Genomic DNA, 17,892 nt, shown 5'->3' on the forward strand with positions numbered 1-17,892 from the left:
GCGCCATGACGCAGGAGTTCTGCCCCGTTCCGTCGCCCGCGGGCCCGTGCGGTGCTCGATCACCGAGGATCTCCTGCGTTGCGTCTCGGGCAGGGCGGCCGATCCGATCCTTCACCGGCGTGTCATTTTTGATTCATTCAAAAATAGGTAGGCTCGACGCATGCTCGACAGTCAGCCGGACGCCCCCGCGGATGCGCTCATCCGCGGTGCGGGTCTGCGGGTCACGGCGACGCGCGTCGCCGTGCTCGAGGCCCTGCGCGACCGGCCCCACGCCACCGCCGACGACGTGTTCGCACGCGTCAGCGGCACCCTCGCCGGCACGAGCAAGCAATCCGTGTACAACGCGCTCGGCGACTTCGCCGACGCGGGTCTCGCGCGCCGCATCGAACCGGCCGGGCACTCCGGCACGTTCGAGCTGCGCGTCGGCGACAACCACCACCACGTGGTGTGCACGCGCTGCGGCCGCATCGACGACGTCGACTGCGTCGTCGGCTCGGCTCCGTGTCTGCACGTGCCGGAGGGGAGCGGTTTCCTCATCGAAACCGCCGAGGTGACGTTCTGGGGCGTGTGCCCCGACTGTCGGGCCGAGTCCGAAGCCGAACAACCGAGAGGATCCCGATGAGCGACACTCTGAACGGATGCCCCGTCTTCCACGACGGCGCCGCCCCCGACGACAACCGACTGCCGGTGGGCGAGGCCCCCGCCGACAGCGAGCCCGCCGGCGCCCTGCCGCACCCGACCCGGGGATCGGCCAACCGCGTGTGGTGGCCCGAGTCCCTGAACGTGAAGATCCTCGCCAAGAACAACGCGCTGCGCGACCCGCTCGACGAGGGCTTCGACTACAAGGCCGCCTTCGACGCGCTCGACCTCGACGCCGTCAAGAAAGACCTGCAGGCCGTCATGACGACCTCGCAGGACTGGTGGCCCGCCGACTTCGGCCACTACGGCCCCCTCATGATCCGCATGGCCTGGCACAGCGCCGGCACCTACCGCGTGACCGACGGTCGCGGCGGCTCGGGCGCGGGCATGCAGCGCTTCGCCCCGCTGAACAGCTGGCCCGACAACGTCAACCTCGACAAGGCGCGCCGTCTGCTCTGGCCCGTCAAGAAGAAGTACGGACAGTCCATCTCGTGGGCCGACCTCATGATCCTCGCCGGAAACGTCGCGCTCGAGGACATGGGCTTCCCGACCTTCGGCTTCGCCGGTGGACGCACCGACGTGTGGGAGCCCGACGACGACGTGTACTGGGGCCCCGAGACCACGTGGCTCGGCGACGAGCGCTACAGCGGCAACCGCGAGCTCGAGCGCCCGCTCGCCGCGGTGCAGATGGGGCTGATCTACGTCAACCCCGAGGGACCCAACGGCAACCCCGACCCCCAGCTGTCGGCCAACGACATCCGTGAGACGTTCGGCCGCATGGCCATGAACGACGAGGAGACCGTGGCCCTCATCGCCGGTGGCCACACCTTCGGCAAGACGCACGGTGCGGCCAGCGACTCGCACGTGGGCGTCAACCCCGAGGCCGCCGACATCAACGACCAGGGCCTGGGCTGGAAGAACAGCCACGGCACCGGCAAGGGCGACGACACCATCACGAGCGGGCTCGAGGTCACCTGGACCTACCACCCGACCCGCTGGGACAACGAGTTCTTCCACATCCTCTTCGCGTACGAGTGGGAGCTCTTCCAGAGCCCCGCGGGGGCGCACCAGTGGCGTCCGAAGAACGGCGGGGGAGCCGACATGGTCCCCGAGGCGCACTCCGACGGTCGTCGCGAGCCCCGCATGCTCACGAGCGACCTGGCGCTGCGCGTCGACCCGGCCTACGAGAAGATCTCCCGTCGCTTCGCCGAGGACCCGGCCGCGTTCCAGGACGCCTTCGCCCGCGCGTGGTTCAAGCTGACCCACCGCGACATGGGCCCGCGCGAGCGCTACCTCGGCTCCGAGGTGCCCGCCGAGGTGCTCGTGTGGCAGGACCCCGTTCCGGCCGTCGACCACCCGCTGATCGATCAGGCGGATGCCGCCGCCCTCAAGCAGCGCATCCTCGACAGCGGCCTCACGGTGCAGCAGCTCGTCACGACGACCTGGGCCGCGGCATCCACGTTCCGCGGGAGCGACAAGCGCGGCGGCGTGAACGGCGCGCGCATCCGCCTCGAGCCGCAGAAGAGCTGGACGGTCAACAACCCCGAGCAGTTGGCATCCGTGCTCCAGGTGCTCGAGGGCGTCAAGGCCGACTTCGACGCGCAGGGCGAGAAGAAGGTGTCGATCGCCGACCTGCTCGTGCTCGCCGGCAACGCCGGCGTGGAGCAGGCCGCCCTCGCCGGCGGTGTCGAGGTCGAGGTGCCCTTCACCCCCGGCCGCACCGACGCCTCGCAGGAGCAGACCGAGATCGAGTCGTTCCGCTGGCTCGAGCCGATCGCCGACGGCTTCCGCAACTACGCCTCGCGCGAGGCGCGGCTTCCCGCGGAGTTCCTGCTGCTCGACAAGGCGAACCTGCTCACGCTCACCGCTCCCGAGATGACCGTGCTCGTCGGCGGCCTCCGCGCGATCGGCGCCAACTGGGACGGCAGCGACTGGGGCGTGTTCACCGACACCCCCGGGGCCCTCACGAACGACGTCTTCGCGAACCTCCTCGACCTCGGCACGACGTGGAAGCCGCTCGACAGCGGCAAGCACGCCTTCGAGGGGACGAAGGACGGCTCGGGCGAGAAGGTCGGCATCGGCACGCGCGTCGACCTGGTGTTCTCGTCGAACTCCGAACTGCGCGCGCTCGCCGAGGTCTACGCCTCCGACGACGCGAAGGAGAAGTTCGTGCGCGACTTCGTCGCCGCCTGGCGCAAGGTCACCGAGCTCGACCGGTTCGACCTGGTCTGAGCGAGGTCCGCTGCGGCTCGGTCGTCGCGGCATCCGGAAGGCCCGTCCCCTCTGCGGGGGCGGGCCTTCTGCCGTGCTCAGCGTCTGCGCTCCTCGGCGTCGATCGACCGCGAGATCACACGATCGGCCCGAGATCACACGTTCGGCGCTCTTCGGAGCGTGTGCGTTCGAGCCGATCGTGTGATCTGGGCGGAGGAGTCTTGCGCGACCGGCGGCGGCGTCGAACGGTCGGATGGCGCGAGCTCAGGCGCGCGACAGTCGGCGCAGGCCCTCGTCGATCGACACCGCGGGACGCCAGCGCAGGTCGCGGCGGATCTCGGTCTGGTCGAACCAGTGCGCCGTCGACAGCTGCTCGGCGAGGAAGCGCGTCATGGGCGGTTCGTCCTGCCCCGGGCGCACGGCCCAGACCCGCTCGATGAGCGATCCCGCGGCCTTCGCGAGCCCCGCCGGCACGCTGAAGCGCGGCGGCGTCACACCCGATGCCCGGCAGATCCCGGCGAGCAGGTCGCCCACGGGACGCGGCTCGCCGTTCGTCAGCACGTACGCCCGGCCGCTGACGTCGTCGACCCGGTCGAGGGCGGCGGCGATCCCGGATGCCGCGTTGTCGACGTACGTGGAGTCGATGAGCGCCGTACCGCCGTCGAGCAGCGGAAGGGTGCCGCGCCGGGCGCGGTCGACGACGCGCGCGATCAGCTGCGTGTCACCCGGCCCCCAGACCAGGTGCGGGCGGATCGCGACCAGCGCGGTCGCCCCACCGGCGCGTGAGAGGGCGAGCAGCTCGGCCTCGGCCTTGGTGCGGGCGTATTCGCCGTGCGCGGCCTGCGGGTCGGCGGGTTCGGCACCGACGCCCGCGAGGGCGTGTCCGGCGTGCGCGACCGACGGCGACGACACGTGGACGATCCGCGAGACGCCCCGCGCGGCCGCCGCGTCGAGGAGCGTCCGCGTGCCCTCGACGTTCACCGCGCGGAACTGCGCGGGATCTCCCGCGAGGGAGACCTTCGCGGCGAGGTGCACGACCCCGTCTACTCCGTCGAGGGCGGATGCCACGGCATCGGCATCCGTCACCGAACCGAGGCGGTCTTCGGCGCCGTCGACGCCCGACGGGCGGCGCTGCAGGGTGCGCACCTCGTGCCCGCCCTGCTGAAGGGCGCGGACGACGGCGCGACCGAGGAAGCCGGAGGTGCCGGTGGCGAGGACCTTCACAGTGCCGAGGTCTTCTCGCCCGCGAGCACCCGCTCGGCCCACGCCGCGACGCGGGAGCGGTCGATCTTGGAGTTGTGGCGGATGTCGGTCGGCAGCGCCGGCACCGCGAGCACGGCGGCCAGGGGCTGACCGGTGGCCGCGCGGACGGCGTCGGTGAGATCGGGGGATGCCAGGGCGGGGCGCCGGACGTCGGTCTCGACGACGGCGACGACGACCTGTCGTCCGACCGGTCCCACTCCCACGGCGGCGGCGCGCTCGACGGCGGGGACGGTCTCGACGTCCTGCTCGACCCCCACCGGGGTGACCGGGTGATCGGCGGTGGTGATGACGTGGGGGAGGCGGCCCTCGACCCAGAGGCGACCCTCGGCGTCGAGGTGTCCGACGTCGCCCGTGCGGTGCCAGCGCGCGGGGAGACCACGGCGGGCCTCGCGGTCGGTCAGGTGCAGGCGGAAGTATCCGCGCTTGAGATGCGGCGCCGAGATGACGATCTCGCCGGTCACTCCGGCCTCCGTCGTCGTCTCGTCGGCGGAGCGGCCCCACGCGTCGAGGGGGGAGATGCGCACCTCGCCGGTTCCGAGGGGGCGACCGACGCACACGCCATCGCCTCCCGCTCCCGCGGCGGCCTCGATCTCGGGGAGCGTGACATCGGCGACGAGCAGGCACTCGGTCATGCCGTAGGGCGTGTGCGCGACGGCGTTCGGCATGAGGGCCTGGGCCGCGCGCAGGAGCTCGACGCCCACCGGAGCCCCGGTCGACAGGAACGTCCGCACGCGCGCGAGCGCCGAGCGGTCGGCATCCGTCAGCCGGTCGGCCGTGGCCACGACGTTGGCGACCGCGGCGGGGGAGAGGAAGACGATCCTCGCGTCGGATGCCCGCACGGCCGCGGCGACCGCGGTGGCGGTCAGCGTGCGCGGCGCGGAGACGTCCATGTCGGGCGTCGCCGAGCGCGTGCCGAGTGCGGGGCCGAGCAGGGCGAAGGGCGCGAACCCGGTGACCAGACCCGTGTCGGCGGTCACCGCGAAGTGGGCGGCGAGGGTGTCGCGCAGCGCGGTGAGCTGCGCGTGCGTGTATACGACGCCCTTCGCGGGGCCCGTCGAGCCCGAGGTGAACAGCACCGCCGCGTCGGCGTCGGCGGAGGGGGGCTCGGGGAGAGCACGCCCACGACCGGCGCGGGCGAGGTCGGACAGACTGGCCTCGACGCCCAGCGCGCGAGAGGTCGCGGCGGGGAGCGCCGCCGACGAGATGCGGCGGCCGGGCCAGCCGAGCGCGCGCGCCGCGGCGAGACCGGCGACTTCGCCGATGACGACGTCGGGGACGGCGCCGCGCACCGCGCGCGACAGACCCCGGATGCCGAGACCCCGGTCGGCCACGACGACCACGGCGCCGATGCGCAGGCACGCGTACAGCGCGGCCGTCAGCGTCGGCCCGGGCTGCACGAGCAGCGAGACGCGGTCGCCGGAGCGCACGCCGAAGGCGTCGAGGCCCGCGGCGATCTCGTCGACGCGCGTCGAGAGCTCCCGCCAGCTCACCCGCAGCGGCTCGCCCGCGCGGGAGATCGTGGTCATGTCGATCACCGCGGTGTCGTCGTCGTCGCGGCGGGCGTCGAGCGCGTCCCAGAGGCGTCCCGCGGGGGCGGCGTCGGCGCCGGTGACGGTGCCGGTGCGTTTCTTCGCGGACGAGCGACGCGAGCGCGCGGGTGCCGCCGCGGCATCCACGACCTTCTCGTCGAGCCAGTCGAGCACCACGTCGGCGTAGGGGCGTTCCTCGGCGATGAGGTGGCCGGCGCCCTCGAAACGGTGCACGTCGGCGTGGGGGAGGCGCTCGGTGAGGTCGTCGAGGTGGTCCTCGCCGAAGACGGGGTCTCTCGGACCGCGCAGCAGCAGGGCGGGCACATCGAGCTCGCGCAGCCCCGCCGACAGGCGATGCAGGGCGGGCGTGCTCTCGTGGTCGGGCGTCGCGGGGATGTCGGCGACGAACCCGCCGATGCCGCGGCGTCGGGCCACGGTCGCATAGGGCGCGCGGAAGGCGGCGCGCACCTCGGGATCGAGGTCGGCGAGAGCGAGAGTGACGTCGAGGAAGGCGGTCGTGCCGGTGGTCCCGGCGGCGAGCATGCCGCGGGCGGTGGCCACGCGCAGCGCGAACGGAAGGTCGGCGCCCTCGGGATGGTGCACCGCGGTGTTCAGCGCGATCACGGCGGCCAGGCGATCGCGGTTCTCGACCGCCCAGCCGAGCGAGACGGGTCCGCCCCAGTCGTGACCGATGGTCACGATCGGACCGCGGATGCCGAGCTCCGACACGAGGGCGTCGAGGTCGGCGATGCGCTGGGCCAGGGTGCGGCGCAGCGCGGAGCGCTCCGAGAAGCCCATCTCGAGCTGATCGACCGCGACGACGCGCCAGGCGGCACGACCCGCGTCGGCGCGCACGATCGAGGCGTTCACGAGCGCCCGCCACAGGTACGACCACGTGGGATTGCCGTGGACCGCGACGATCGTTCCGATCGGCTCGATGCCGCGCTCGGCGAGGGCGTCGCCGGTGTCGAGCACGTGCCACAGGCGCGACGCTCCGCGGTCGGCGAGGACGCCGTCGACGCTCACCAGTCGCGACAGCGACGGGTCGAGGCCGGGGAGCCCGACCGGGGGGAGGGTCGCCTGGGCTCCGGTCACGCGGGGGTGGCTCACCAGGCCAGCTCCAGCATGCCGGTGTTCAAGCCGGAGCCCACTCCCATCAGCAGCACGCGATCACCCCGCCGCAGCGTCTTCTGCTCGGCGGCCAGGGTGATGGGGATGGATGCCGGACCGACGTTGCCCAGCTCGGGGTAGGTGACCGGAACCCGGTCGCGGTCGAGTTTGGCGGCGCGCACGATCGCGTTGGTGTGCACCGAGGAGACCTGGTGCGTGACGTACCGGTCCATTCCCGTCCAGTCGAACTCGCCCTTGGCCTCTTTCCAGGCCGAGACGACGAGGTCGAGTCCGCCCTTGAGCAGCGCCTTGGCGTCGGTGAACATGCCGTCGACGCTGCCCACGCACAGGTCGTAGAACTGCGTGGCCGCGCGCGTCACCCCGCCCACGATGCGGTGGCCCTCCGGGTGGTCGCTCGCCCGGCCCAGCACGGCCGCGGCGGCTCCGGAGCCGAGGGTGAGCGAGGCGAACTCCTGCATGAACGCGTCGCGATCGAGGTCGTCCCGCACGAGCCGGTTGATGGTGTTGACCTGGATCTCGTCGGCGTCCTCGCCGTTGACGATCAGGGCGTACTTCACCTGCCCCGACTGGATCATGCCGGCGGCCAGACTCATGCCGTTGATGAACCCCAGGCACGCGTTCGCGACGTCGAAGTTGATGGCGGAGCTCGGCAGGCCGAGTCCGTGGTGCAGGCGCACCGCCACTGACGGCTCCAGGTGCTTGCGGGTCACCGAGGTGTTGATGATGAGCCCGATCTCGCTCGCGTCGACACCGGCATCCGCCAGGGCCTGCTTGCCGGCGGCGATCGTCGCCTCGTCGGACGATTCGCCCTCGGCCCAGTTGCGGCGCTCGTTGACCCCCGCCACGCGGCGCAGCAGGCCGGGCTTGAGCTTCAGGCGCTTCAGCGCCGGGGCCAGACGCTCCTCGATGTCATCCGACGTCGTGACGCGGCTGGGCAAGACGCTCGCCACCGACACGAGGGCCACATCGTCGAAGTGCGTGGTGGCGTTACCTGGCAAGAGAGCTCCCGCATCCTGTGCGTAGACGGCGAGGCCGCGCGCGGAGGGGACACGCTGACGACCGGAAGGGTACCCCCCAGGATAAGCCGCGACGTATGTCTCGGGCTGCATGAGGGCTGGGTGTGCTAGAGCCGTCCCGCGGCTTTCAGCGCGAGATACCGGTCGGCCACGAGGGGCGGCAGGTCGTCGGCCGAGGCCGACACGGCGTCGCCGCCCGCCCGCACGACGGCGTCGCGCACGCGGGCGGCGTCGTGACGCGCGCGCTCGATCGCGGCGGCCGCGTAGACGTCGGCGGCGTCGCGGTGGGTGGGGACGGCCCCGGGGCCGTCGGTCGCCGTCGCCACGAGCAGACGCGAGCGCGCGGCCACCGCGGGGAGCGCGGCGAGGAACGCGCGCGCGGCCTCGGGATCGTCGGCGGCCGTCAGCAGCACGACCAGGGCGGGACGCACCGACAGCCCGCGCACCTGGGCGAAGGCGGCATCCCAGTCGGTGTCGATCAGCTGCGGGTCGACGGGGGTCATGGCGTCCACGAGCGCCGGCAGCAGCTGGGTCCCGTCGACGCGGGTGACCCGCGCCCGCGTCACGCGGTCGAACATGATCAGGTGAACGTGGTCTCCCGCGCGCGCCGCGAGAACCGACAGCAGCAGGGCGGCCTCCATCGCCGCGTCGAGCCTCACGCCGTCGCCGACGCGCGCCGCGGCGGTGCGGCCGGTGTCGATCACGATGACGACGTGCCGATCGCGCTCGGGGCGCCAGGTGCGCAGCATGGTCGTGCCCGCGCGCGCGGTCGCGCGCCAATCGATCGAGCGCACGTCGTCGCCGCGCACGTACTCGCGCAGGCTGTCGAACTCGGTGCCCTGTCCGCGCACCTGCAGCGTCGTGTTGCCGTCGAGCTCGCGCAGACGGGCGAGGCGCGAGGGGAGATGACGTCGCGAGGTGAACGGCGGCAGCACGCGCAGGCGCCCCGGGGCGTCGATCACGGCCTGGCGGCCGGCCAGTCCGAGAGGTCCGAGGGAGCGCACGACGACGAACGCGCTGCGCAGTTCGCCGCGCCGGCGGGGGAGGAGCGGCAGCGGGGTTCCGCGGCGCTCGCCCGGCGGCACCGTCACCCGGGCGCGGTCGGCGGGCGCCCCCGCGGTCGGCTGCCAGGCGTCGCGCACGACGGCGCGCAGCAGCCGGGAGCCGAGGTTGCGCACGCGCAACTCGCCCGTGACGGGTTCGTCGCGCAGGGCGCGCTCGGGCAGGACGCGGGTGATCTCGACCCGCCGCGGGTCGGCGGCCAGGGCGACGTCGACCGACAGGAACGCCGCCGCGAGCAGCACCCACCCGCCCACCGCGGCCCACGCCGGGACGCCCGCGGTGCTCAACAGCACGACGGGGGCGACGCCGAGGGCGACGAAGAGCGCGAGGCGGCCGGTGACGACCATCAGATCGGGACGCGCGTCTGCTGCAGGACCGAGGTGAGGATGGCATCCACCGAGACGCCCTCGATCTCGGCCTCGGGGCGCAGCCGGATGCGGTGACGCCAGACCGGGACGAGCATCGTCTGCACGTGGTCGGGGGTGATGGCCGGGTATCCGCCGAGCCAGGCCCACGCTTTGGCCGCGGCGAGCAGACCCGTCGTCGCGCGCGGGCTCACCCCGAGCAGCACCGAGGGGCTCTGGCGCGTCGCCCGGGCGAGATCGACGACGTAGCCGAGCACGTCGTCGGCGACGGCGACGGATGCCGCGGCGCGCTGCGCGGCGAGGATCTCGGCCGCCGTGACGGCCGGGGTGACGCCGGCGTCGTCGAGGCGGCGCGGATCGAAGCCCTGCGCGTGGCGGCGCAGGACGTCGACCTCGGCGTCGCGCCCCGGAAGGTCGACCACGAGCTTGAGCAGGAAGCGGTCGAGCTGGGCCTCGGGCAGCGTGTACGTGCCCTCGTGCTCGATGGGGTTCTGCGTCGCGGCGACGAGGAAGGGGTCGGGGAGCGGTCGGCTCACGCCGTCGGACGAGACCTGTCGCTCCTCCATCGCCTCGAGCAGCGCCGCCTGCGTCTTCGGGGGCGTGCGGTTGATCTCGTCGGCGAGCAGGACGTGGGTGAACACGGGCCCGGCGCGGAACTCGAACCCGCCGGCGCGGGCGTCGTAGACGAGGGATCCGGTCACGTCGCCCGGCATGAGGTCGGGCGTGAACTGCACGCGGTGCGTGTCGAGGCCGAGGGCGCGGCTGAACGAGCGCACGAGCAGGGTCTTGGCGACGCCGGGGACGCCCTCGAGCAGCACGTGTCCGCGCGAGAGGAGGGCGATGAGCAGGCCGGTCACCGTGCCGTCCTGTCCCACGACGGCCTTGCCGACCTCGAGGCGCACGCGGTGCATGGCCTCGCGCAGGCGCGCGTGCTCGTCCGGGTCGGTGCCGGTGGCCGTGCGCGCGGCGTTCGAGGCGTCGGGCGTCGACGATGTCGCGGCGTCCGACGGTGTCGCCGGAGCCGGAGCCGGAGCCGGAGCCGGAGCCGGAGCCGGAGCCGGGGGCGAGCCGGGCGCGGGAGCGGTGCCGGGGGTCTCGGGATTCTCGGTCATCGGGGTGTCCCTTCGGTTCGGACGGCGACGCGCACGCTCTCTTCGAGGTCGCGCAGACGGTCGGCGGCGGCGACGAGGTCGCGATCGGTGCGGGGGATGTCGTCGACGAGGATGCCGCGCACGCGGGCGCGATCGGCGCCCAGGCGTTCGGCGACGGCGTCGGCGACGTCGGCGGGGGAGGTGCGGCCCGCGAGACCCAGGAGCCGCACGAGTCGCACCCGCGCGGCGCGGCGGAGCTCGTCGAGGGCGTGCGGGGCGTCGCGTGCGTCGGCGTACAGACGTGCGCGGCCCTCCGTGGTCTCGTTCGCCCGCACGGTCACCGGGAGTCGTTCGGTCACCAGGGGGCCGAAGCGTCGGCCCCGCCAGACGGCGGCGGTGAGGGCGGCGAGCAGTAGGAGCACGATCGAGGGGGTCACCCACGGTGGAGTGAGCTCGCTCAGCGTGGGCGGCGCGCTGCCGGGATCGGCGTCGGCGGGCGACGGCACGTACCAGACGAGCGTCTCGGACGAGCCGAGCACGCCCAGCGCCAGAGCGGCGTCCCCGTCGTCGGGCAGGGTCTTGTTGGTCAGCGTACTCAGGCCGTCGAGGGCGGTGACGGTGCGGTCGCCGTCGCTCAGGGAGAGCAGGCCGAACTCCCCGTTCACGGGGAAGCACCCGGTCACCCCGTCTCCGGGCACCATCAGTTCGCCCACCCGTGCCGTCCGGGCGTTGGCGGCGGCGGCCAGTTCGCACGCGGCGGCCACGGCCGTGTCGTCGGCGAAGCCGCCCAGAGACGATCCGTTCACGAGGACGTCGAGGGCGCGCGAGCGCGGCTCGACGAGCACGACGTGCCGGGCCGTCGACGCGATCCCGCGCAGCGTGTCGTCGGAGAGCATGGGCGCATCGCGCATCACGAGGGTGGCGTCGGAGCCGGTCAGCGCGCGCTCCGCGGCGTCGCGGTCGCGCGCGACGACCACGCGCACGCCCTGCTGCTCGAGGATCCGTACGACGGCACGGGTTCCGTCCGGCCCGGCCGACTCCGGATCGAGCACGGCGCGCTGGGTGTAGCCGGCGTAGACGAACAGACCGCCCACGAGCGCGACCAGCAGCAGCCCCACGACGAGGACGACCCATCCGAGGGCCGCTCGGCCGCGCGACGCGGGCCGGGCGACGGCGACGGTGCTCACGTCGTTCCCACCGGCGCGGGGCGTGCGCGGACGGCGGCGTCGTCGAGATCGACGGTGAGCGCGTAGCGCTCGCGTGTTCCCGGCCGACGCAGGTAGCGCACGTCGTCGAAGGTCGTCGCGGCCGTCTCGAGGCCCGCCGACAGGGCGGGGAGGGCGTCCGAGGCCGCGCGTGCGAACGCGCGCACCGTCGCCCCGGGAGGCGGGTCGACCAGGCCGCGTTCCGACAGCCCGCGCGCGACGGCGCGGAAGCGCAGCACCACGGCGTCGTCCCAGGCGTCGCGCTGCGCCGCCGCCTCGGCCTCGGCGCGCAACTCGTCGGCCGACCGGGTGTCGTCGTCGTCGAACAGGGCGCGCGCGGCGGGCGCGGCACGCACGCTCGCCCGCGGGCGTCCCCAGATCAGGATGCCGACCACGATCGCCGCGACCACCAGAACGCCGAGGACGACGAGGACGGCGGGACCCCACCCGTCCGTCTGGGGAACCTCGAGGAGGTCGTTCAAGAAGCGGGCGACGGCCCGGGACGCGCGGTCGATGAGGGTGGGCTCCGCCGCCTGGTACGCGGGGTCGGCGAGCTCCTTCTCGGCCCACTCCCGCGCCTGATCGGGATCCGGCAGCAGGGGGGAGAACGCGGCGGCCGGCGCGGCGAGGTTCACGCGTCTCCGTTCGATCCCGGTGCCGCCCAGGTCGTCGGCGAGGACGGCGACGCGGCATCCGCGGCCGGAGCGGACGCGGGATCGGCGGTCGCGGCATCCGGGGCGCCGCCGGGGGCGGCTCCGGTGGGGGAGACGGGGTTCGATGTCGGCGCGGCGGGCGGCGGGGTCGTCTCCCCGGGAGCGGGGGCACTCGGCGCGGGGGCGCCCGGAGCTGCCGCGGCAGCCGGGGGCGTCCCGTACGGCTGAGCCCCGTTCTGCTGCGTCCCGCTCGGCGGCGTCCCATACGGCTGAGCCCCGTATTGCTGAGCCCCGTACGGCTGCGTCCCGTACTGCTGCGTCCCGTAAGGAGGCTGCGTCGCGTACGGCGGCGCGCCGTACGCCGGCGCACCCGCGCCCGGCCCGGCGGCGTAGCCCGCGAAGGCGGGGGGAGCGCCGACGGGCGTCGGAGCAGGACGTTCCACCACTCGCCCCACGCCCACGAGGTACGGATCGGCGAGGTCGGCGGCGCCCGCGTCGCGCTGTTCGACGTAGGCGGTGAGGTCGTGGTCGAGCGCCTCGACGCGCATGCGCGCGTCGACGTACACCAGCACCGCCGAGGTGGACTGCACCACCAGGGCGATGCACTGCACCAGGAGGATGCCGAACTGGCCCACCACCTGCAGACCGATGACGCCCACGAGAGCCCCCGTCGGATCTTCGCCGGTGGGGGCGAGGATGCCGGGGATGATGCCCGCGACGAGGCTGAACGGCACGGAGATGACCTGCGCGACGATGCTGAAGGCGACGGAGATGATGACGACCACGCCCAGCGTCGACCAGAAGCGACCGCGCGTCAGCTGCCACGATCGCGCGATCGCCCGGAAGAGGGGGGCGCGCTCGAGGATGATCACCGACGGCACGAGGAACAGCTTCGGCGTGAGCCAGAGGTACAGGGGGATGAGCGCCAGCACGACGAGCACGCCCACGACGACGCCCACCCAGAGGACGCTGATCACGAGGAGCGTGACGATGCCCGCGAGCACGCCGATCACCAGCAGCGTGGCCAGCAGATACAGCGCGCTGTAGCCGATCAGACGCCAGACGACCGGCTTGACGCGCGCCCACACGGCCTTGAGCGTGGGCTTCTCGGCGACGACCGCGTGCGCCACCTCGGCGACCACCACTCCTTGCACGATCACGCTCAGCGCCCCGGTGGCGATGCCGAGGACGAAGGCGGTGACGGCGGTGATGACGGCGGAGCCGGCCAGGATCGCGTCGTAGTCCTCGCTGCCGGGGGGCACGGTGTCGAGGCGCGAGAAGCTCGCGATCGCGACGCCGCCGACCGCCGCGGTGAGCACGACGTAGGCGACGGCCTGCACGATGAGGGCGAACCCGAGCAGCACCTTCGGGTTGTGCCGCAGGGCCACGAACGAGCGACCCAGGATCGTGCCGAAGCCGTACGGATGCAGGGGGACGATCCCCGGACGCGACGCCGGTCGCCAGCTCGCGGACGCGGTCATGGTGGGGCCCCTCTCCTCACGCGACGGTGCCCTCATCGTGTCACACACCTCCGACACGCACGCCTGTCGTGCAGGGAGGTCGACTACTCTCGATACGACGTGCCCCCACCCGGGGCGTCATACCCGTCCCCGAGCGGGTTCGAGACGGAAGACGTACACCCGAATGACTTCACGGATCCTGGTTGTCGACGACGACACCGCGTTGGCCGAGATGATCGGCATCGTGCTGCGCACCGAGGGATTCGACACCGTGTTCTGCGCCGACGGCGCGCAGGCCGTCGACGCCTGGCGTACCGAGCGTCCCGACCTCATCCTGCTCGATCTCATGCTCCCCGGGGTCGACGGCATCGAGATCTGCACGCGCGTGCGCGCCGAGTCCGGCGTTCCCATCATCATGCTGACCGCGCGCACCGACACCGCCGACGTGGTCAAGGGCCTGGAGTCGGGCGCCGACGACTACATCATGAAGCCCTTCAACCCGAAGGAGCTCGTCGCCCGCATCCGCACGCGACTGCGACCGGTGCAGGCGCCGGTCGACGAGACCCTCCGCATCGGCGATCTCGTCGTCGACGTCGCCGCGCACGAGGTGCGTCGCGGCGATGCGCCCATCGCGCTCACCCCGCTCGAGTTCGAGCTGCTCGTCGCCCTCGCCGAGAAGCCGCAGCAGGTCTTCTCGCGCGAGATGCTCCTCGAACAGGTCTGGGGCTACCACTACAAGGCCGACACCCGACTGGTGAACGTGCACGTGCAGCGTCTGCGCGCCAAGATCGAGGCCGACCCCGACAACCCGCGGATCGTCACCACCGTGCGCGGCGTGGGCTACCGCGCCGGCGCGGTGGCCTGAGGTCCTCATGACGGGCGCGGTGCGCACCGCCCCCTCCCCGCGGGTGGGCGGCTGGCGCGACTGGCGCCGCACCCGCGACCGTCTCGCGACCCTCTGGCGGCGGTCGCTGCGCTTCCGCACGATCCTCATCACGGTGGCACTCACCGCCGTGACCATCCTGGTCACCTGCGTCGCGATGGCTCTCGTCATCCAGAACGAGCTCTTCACCGCCCGCAAAGACCAGGTGCTGCTCGAAGCGCAGCGGGCCACCGCGGCGGCGCAGGCCACGCTCGACGCCGCCGTGGACTCGACCGATCCGGCCGCCGCGCAGACGCTCATGAACGGCATCGCCACGCGCCTGTCGCAGCAGTCCTCGAGCGATCTGATCGCCCTCTACCGCATCGGCCCGCCGTCGCCCCTGGCCCCCCAGCCGTTCATCTCTCCCGCGTTCGAGTCCCGCCTCGTCACCGACGCGCTGCGCACCCAGGTGCAGTCGAGCCCCGACCTGCAGTGGTGGCAGTCGGTCGCGCTGCCCTCCGACAACGGGCGCGAGGTTCCCGGCATCCTGGTGGGTCATCAACTGCGCTTCCCCGCCGAGGACGGCGTGGATTCCTACGAGCTCTACATGGGGTACGACCTGTCGAGCGCCTCGCAGACGCTCGCCTTCGTGCAGGTGCTGCTGTGGGTGGTCGGGCTCGTGCTCGTGGTGCTGATCGGGGCGATCGCCTGGTTCGTGCTGAGGTCGGTGACCACCCCGATCGCGGATGCCGCCGAGACCAGCGCGAAGCTCGCGGCGGGCGACCTGGGGGTGCGCCTCCCCGTCCGCGGCGAAGACGAACTGGCGACGCTGAACCGCTCGTTCAACGCCATGGCCGACAGCATCGAGTCGCAGATCAAGGAGCTCGCCGACCTCTCGCTCGTGCAGCAGCGCTTCGTCTCCGACGTCTCGCACGAACTGCGCACGCCGCTGACGACCATCAAGCTCGCCGCCGACATGATCAACGACCAGCGCGAGGAGTTCGACCCGGTCACCGGTCGCGCCGCCGAGCTGCTGCACACGCAGGTGCAGCGCTTCGAGGTGCTTCTGACCGACCTGCTGGAGATCAGCCGCTACGACGCGGGCTCCGTGCAGCTGGAGCGCGAGGCGACCAGCCTCGCGCACCTCGCCGAAGACGTGATCGAGTCGATGGAGCAGCTGGCCGAGGGGCACGGCTCCGACGTGCGCCTCGTCGCCCCCGGCGGCTACACACCGGTCGACATGGACGCGCGGCGCATCCGTCGCATCGTGCGCAACCTCCTGGGCAACGCGATCGAGCACGGCGAGGGGCGCCCGATCGTCGTCTCGGTCGACAGCGACCGCGACACCGTCTCCCTCGGGGTGCGCGACTTCGGCATGGGCATGAAGGCGGAGGACGTCGATCGCGTGTTCGACCGCTTCTGGCGAGCCGACCCGTCCCGCGTGCGCACCATCGGCGGCACCGGTCTGGGACTGTCGATCGCCCTCGGCGACGCCCGCCTGCACGGGGGCACCCTCGCGGTGTGGTCGGAGCCGGGGCGCGGATCGAACTTCGTGCTCACGCTGCCGCGCGACGGACGACCCGTGACCGGCTCGCCCCTTCCCCTCGTCCCCGACGACGAGCAGGGCGGGGCGCTCGAGGCTCTCGGCCTCACGCAGCCCATCTCCACCCGACCCGGCGTTCGGAGGACGACATGAGACGCGCCCTCTCCCTCGTGAGCCTGGCCCTCGTGCTCGCGCTCGCCGCCTGCACGGGCCTGCCGACCTCGGGCTACGTCAACCCGGGCCGCGGCCCGCAGGCCGACGACACGCAGGCATTCGCCTTCGTGCCCGACGGCCCCCAGGACGACGCGAGCCCGGCCGAGATCGTGGAGGGGTTCCTGCGTGCCGGTTCCGGTCCCGCCGACGACTGGGCCACGGCCAAGCTCTTCCTGGCGTCCGGGACGCAGTGGGATCCCCGCTCGCGCGTGACGATCGACCGCCTCGCCGACCGGCGCGCGACCGCGAACGCCGACGGCACCTCGGTCGCCGTCGCCGTGACCACCGTGGCGTCGGTCGACGCCGACGGCGCGTACACGCCGACGGCGGCGGGCTCGGCCGAGACCCTGAGTTTCACCCTCGCCCGCGTCGACGACCAGTGGCGCATCACCTCCGCCCCCGACGGCGTCGTACTGTACGAGGAGGTCTTCCCGACCGTCTACCAGTCGGCATCCGTGGCGTACTTCGATCCCACGTACAGCTTCATCGTCCCCGACGTGCGGTGGTTCCCACGGCCCCTCGTCGCGAGCCGGGTGGCGACCGCCCTCGTCGACGGTCAACCCAGTGCCTGGCTCGCCAACGCGGTGCGCAGCGCCTTCCCCGACGAGCTGTCGCTCGTGGGGCGGTCGGTGACGCTGTCGTCCGACGGGATCGCTCAGGTGCAGCTGCCCCGCGCGGCCCTCAGCCTCGATCGGACGACGCTCGACCGCATGCAGACCCAGCTCGTGCGCAGCCTGTCCACCGCGGGGATCAATGACGTGCAGATGACGGTGGAGGGGACGCCGATCACCGCCTCGGAGGTTCCCGTGCGCGTGACGCGCGTGGATCCCTCGCCCGCCGTGCTCACCTCGCTCGGCGTCTTCGGCGCACTGGCCGGTGACACGGTGGAACCGATCGACGGCCTCTCCGACGCCGTGGAGTCGCTGACCCCCTCCGCGGTCGAACTCGAGGCCGATCGGAGCCTGGCCGCCGTTCGCACGCAGCAGGGCACGGTCGCGAGCGCCCTGAGCGACGGCCGCACCTTCCTGCTCGACGACAGGCCCGGGCTCATCGCCCCCTCGATCGACGGGGAGGGCGAGATCTGGAGCGTCCCGGCCAACGCCCCCACGCAGGTGCGCGCGATCACGCCCGAGGGCGTGCCGCGAGAGGTCGGCAACGCGTGGCCCGACGCCTCCGAGATCGTCTCGATGCAGGTGTCGCGAGACGGCACCCGCGTGGCGGCGATCGTCACCGTCTCCGGGGTGCGCGAAGTGTGGGTCGCCGGTATCGAGCGCGAGGGGAGCGAGGTCAACCTCGGCCCTCCCCACGTGCTGTCGTTCAGCCAGCAGGGCGCGTTCGACCTGGCCTGGCTCGACGACACCACGATCGGCGTGCTCGTGAGCGTCGACGGCGTCAGTCGGCTGCGGGAGCTCAACGTCGGCGGCCGCGGCACCGAGGCGACCGCCCCCGACGGGGCGCGCACCCTTGCGGCGGGGAGCACGAGCGTCCGCGTCCTCGACGATCAGGGACGTCTGTACAGCCGGCGCGGCAGCTCGTGGACGCTCGTGGCCTCCGGCATCCGCGTGCTGGCGGCGCAGCAGGGCACCACCAACTGAGCCGACCCCTCCTCCCCAGCGCCGTTCCCCTCCACGGGAGGGCGATCCGCGTCC

The 17,892-nt window shown here is 73.0% G+C and carries 13 protein-coding genes; 5 read left to right on the forward strand and 8 right to left on the reverse strand.

The features are described 5' to 3' along the window. Window positions 1-160 precede the first annotated feature (160 nt). Together AB1K56_RS04255 and katG are read left to right on the forward strand one after the other, a co-directional pair. Window positions 161-622, forward strand: a complete 462-nt coding sequence (locus AB1K56_RS04255) for a Fur family transcriptional regulator (RefSeq protein ID WP_136586998.1) — start codon at window positions 161-163, stop codon at window positions 620-622. Then, window positions 619-2,871 (forward strand): catalase/peroxidase HPI, encoded by a 2,253-nt coding sequence (gene katG, locus AB1K56_RS04260; protein ID WP_371204716.1) that lies wholly within the window; start codon window positions 619-621, stop codon window positions 2,869-2,871. The genes AB1K56_RS04255 and katG overlap by 4 nt, the downstream gene beginning before the upstream one ends. A gap of 243 nt (window positions 2,872-3,114) precedes the next feature. Here the strand turns inward: katG and AB1K56_RS04265 are convergent, their stop codons facing one another. From AB1K56_RS04265 to AB1K56_RS04300, 8 genes are all read right to left on the reverse strand, one after another. Continuing rightward, window positions 3,115-4,074 carry an NAD-dependent epimerase/dehydratase family protein gene (locus AB1K56_RS04265; RefSeq protein WP_371204717.1) on the reverse strand — a complete coding sequence of 320 codons (960 nt, stop codon included), beginning with the start codon at window positions 4,072-4,074 and terminating at the stop codon, window positions 3,115-3,117. After that, window positions 4,071-6,752, reverse strand: coding sequence for an alpha/beta fold hydrolase (locus tag AB1K56_RS04270; RefSeq protein ID WP_371204718.1), 2,682 nt, complete (start codon window positions 6,750-6,752; stop codon window positions 4,071-4,073). The genes AB1K56_RS04265 and AB1K56_RS04270 overlap by 4 nt, the downstream gene beginning before the upstream one ends. After that, window positions 6,749-7,771 (reverse strand): 3-oxoacyl-ACP synthase III, encoded by a 1,023-nt coding sequence (locus AB1K56_RS04275; RefSeq protein WP_371204719.1) that lies wholly within the window; start codon window positions 7,769-7,771, stop codon window positions 6,749-6,751. Before AB1K56_RS04275 ends, AB1K56_RS04270 begins: the two co-directional genes overlap by 4 nt. A 125-nt stretch (window positions 7,772-7,896) precedes the next feature. Continuing rightward, the gene (locus AB1K56_RS04280) at window positions 7,897-9,198 is read right to left on the reverse strand and encodes a DUF58 domain-containing protein (RefSeq protein ID WP_371204720.1); all 1,302 of its coding nucleotides are present in this window, start codon (window positions 9,196-9,198) and stop codon (window positions 7,897-7,899) included. Next, window positions 9,198-10,127: a MoxR family ATPase gene (locus tag AB1K56_RS04285; protein ID WP_136587204.1), complete on the reverse strand. Its 930-nt coding sequence runs from the start codon at window positions 10,125-10,127 to the stop codon at window positions 9,198-9,200. Before AB1K56_RS04285 ends, AB1K56_RS04280 begins: the two co-directional genes overlap by 1 nt. 197 nt (window positions 10,128-10,324) lie before the next feature. After that, complete coding sequence (locus tag AB1K56_RS04290; RefSeq protein ID WP_371204721.1) at window positions 10,325-11,494, reverse strand: DUF4350 domain-containing protein; 1,170 nt, start codon at window positions 11,492-11,494, stop codon at window positions 10,325-10,327. Then, window positions 11,491-12,147, reverse strand: a complete 657-nt coding sequence (locus AB1K56_RS04295; RefSeq protein WP_371204722.1) for a DUF4129 domain-containing protein — start codon at window positions 12,145-12,147, stop codon at window positions 11,491-11,493. The genes AB1K56_RS04290 and AB1K56_RS04295 overlap by 4 nt, the downstream gene beginning before the upstream one ends. After that, a complete protein-coding gene (locus tag AB1K56_RS04300) occupies window positions 12,144-13,646 on the reverse strand; it encodes a glycerophosphoryl diester phosphodiesterase membrane domain-containing protein (RefSeq protein WP_371204723.1) in 1,503 nt (500 codons plus the stop codon). Before AB1K56_RS04300 ends, AB1K56_RS04295 begins: the two co-directional genes overlap by 4 nt. 163 nt (window positions 13,647-13,809) lie before the next feature. Here AB1K56_RS04300 and mtrA point away from each other — a divergent pair, with 163 nt between their 5' ends. Genes mtrA through AB1K56_RS04315 form a run of 3 tightly spaced genes read left to right on the forward strand, consistent with a single transcriptional unit; the run spans window position 13,810 to window position 17,838 of the window. After that, the gene (gene mtrA / locus AB1K56_RS04305; RefSeq protein WP_136586990.1) at window positions 13,810-14,490 is read left to right on the forward strand and encodes an MtrAB system response regulator MtrA; all 681 of its coding nucleotides are present in this window, start codon (window positions 13,810-13,812) and stop codon (window positions 14,488-14,490) included. Between the two features lie 7 nt (window positions 14,491-14,497). Then, complete coding sequence (gene mtrB, locus AB1K56_RS04310) at window positions 14,498-16,183, forward strand: MtrAB system histidine kinase MtrB (RefSeq protein WP_371204724.1); 1,686 nt, start codon at window positions 14,498-14,500, stop codon at window positions 16,181-16,183. Continuing rightward, on the forward strand, window positions 16,180-17,838 hold the full coding sequence (locus AB1K56_RS04315; RefSeq protein ID WP_371204725.1) for an LpqB family beta-propeller domain-containing protein: 1,659 nt from the start codon (window positions 16,180-16,182) through the stop codon (window positions 17,836-17,838). The genes mtrB and AB1K56_RS04315 overlap by 4 nt, the downstream gene beginning before the upstream one ends. Window positions 17,839-17,892 lie beyond the last annotated feature (54 nt).

The sequence above is a fragment of the Microbacterium sp. BWR-S6Y genome, assembly GCF_041379845.1.
In the GTDB taxonomy this organism is placed as follows: Bacteria; Actinomycetota; Actinomycetes; order Actinomycetales; family Microbacteriaceae; genus Microbacterium; species Microbacterium hydrothermale.

Excerpts from the sequence above, each read along its gene's own strand:
- katG (WP_371204716.1), top strand. The coding sequence starts at position 619 with ATGAGCGACACTCTGAACGGATGCCCCGTCTTCCACGACGGCGCCGCC.
- AB1K56_RS04280 (WP_371204720.1), bottom strand. The coding sequence starts at position 9,198 with ATGGTCGTCACCGGCCGCCTCGCGCTCTTCGTCGCCCTCGGCGTCGCC.
- AB1K56_RS04255 (WP_136586998.1), top strand. The coding sequence starts at position 161 with ATGCTCGACAGTCAGCCGGACGCCCCCGCGGATGCGCTCATCCGCGGT.
- AB1K56_RS04300 (WP_371204723.1), bottom strand. The coding sequence starts at position 13,646 with ATGACCGCGTCCGCGAGCTGGCGACCGGCGTCGCGTCCGGGGATCGTC.
- AB1K56_RS04285 (WP_136587204.1), bottom strand. The coding sequence starts at position 10,127 with ATGCACCGCGTGCGCCTCGAGGTCGGCAAGGCCGTCGTGGGACAGGAC.
- mtrA (WP_136586990.1), top strand. The coding sequence starts at position 13,810 with ATGACTTCACGGATCCTGGTTGTCGACGACGACACCGCGTTGGCCGAG.
- AB1K56_RS04315 (WP_371204725.1), top strand. The coding sequence starts at position 16,180 with ATGAGACGCGCCCTCTCCCTCGTGAGCCTGGCCCTCGTGCTCGCGCTC.
- mtrB (WP_371204724.1), top strand. The coding sequence starts at position 14,498 with ATGACGGGCGCGGTGCGCACCGCCCCCTCCCCGCGGGTGGGCGGCTGG.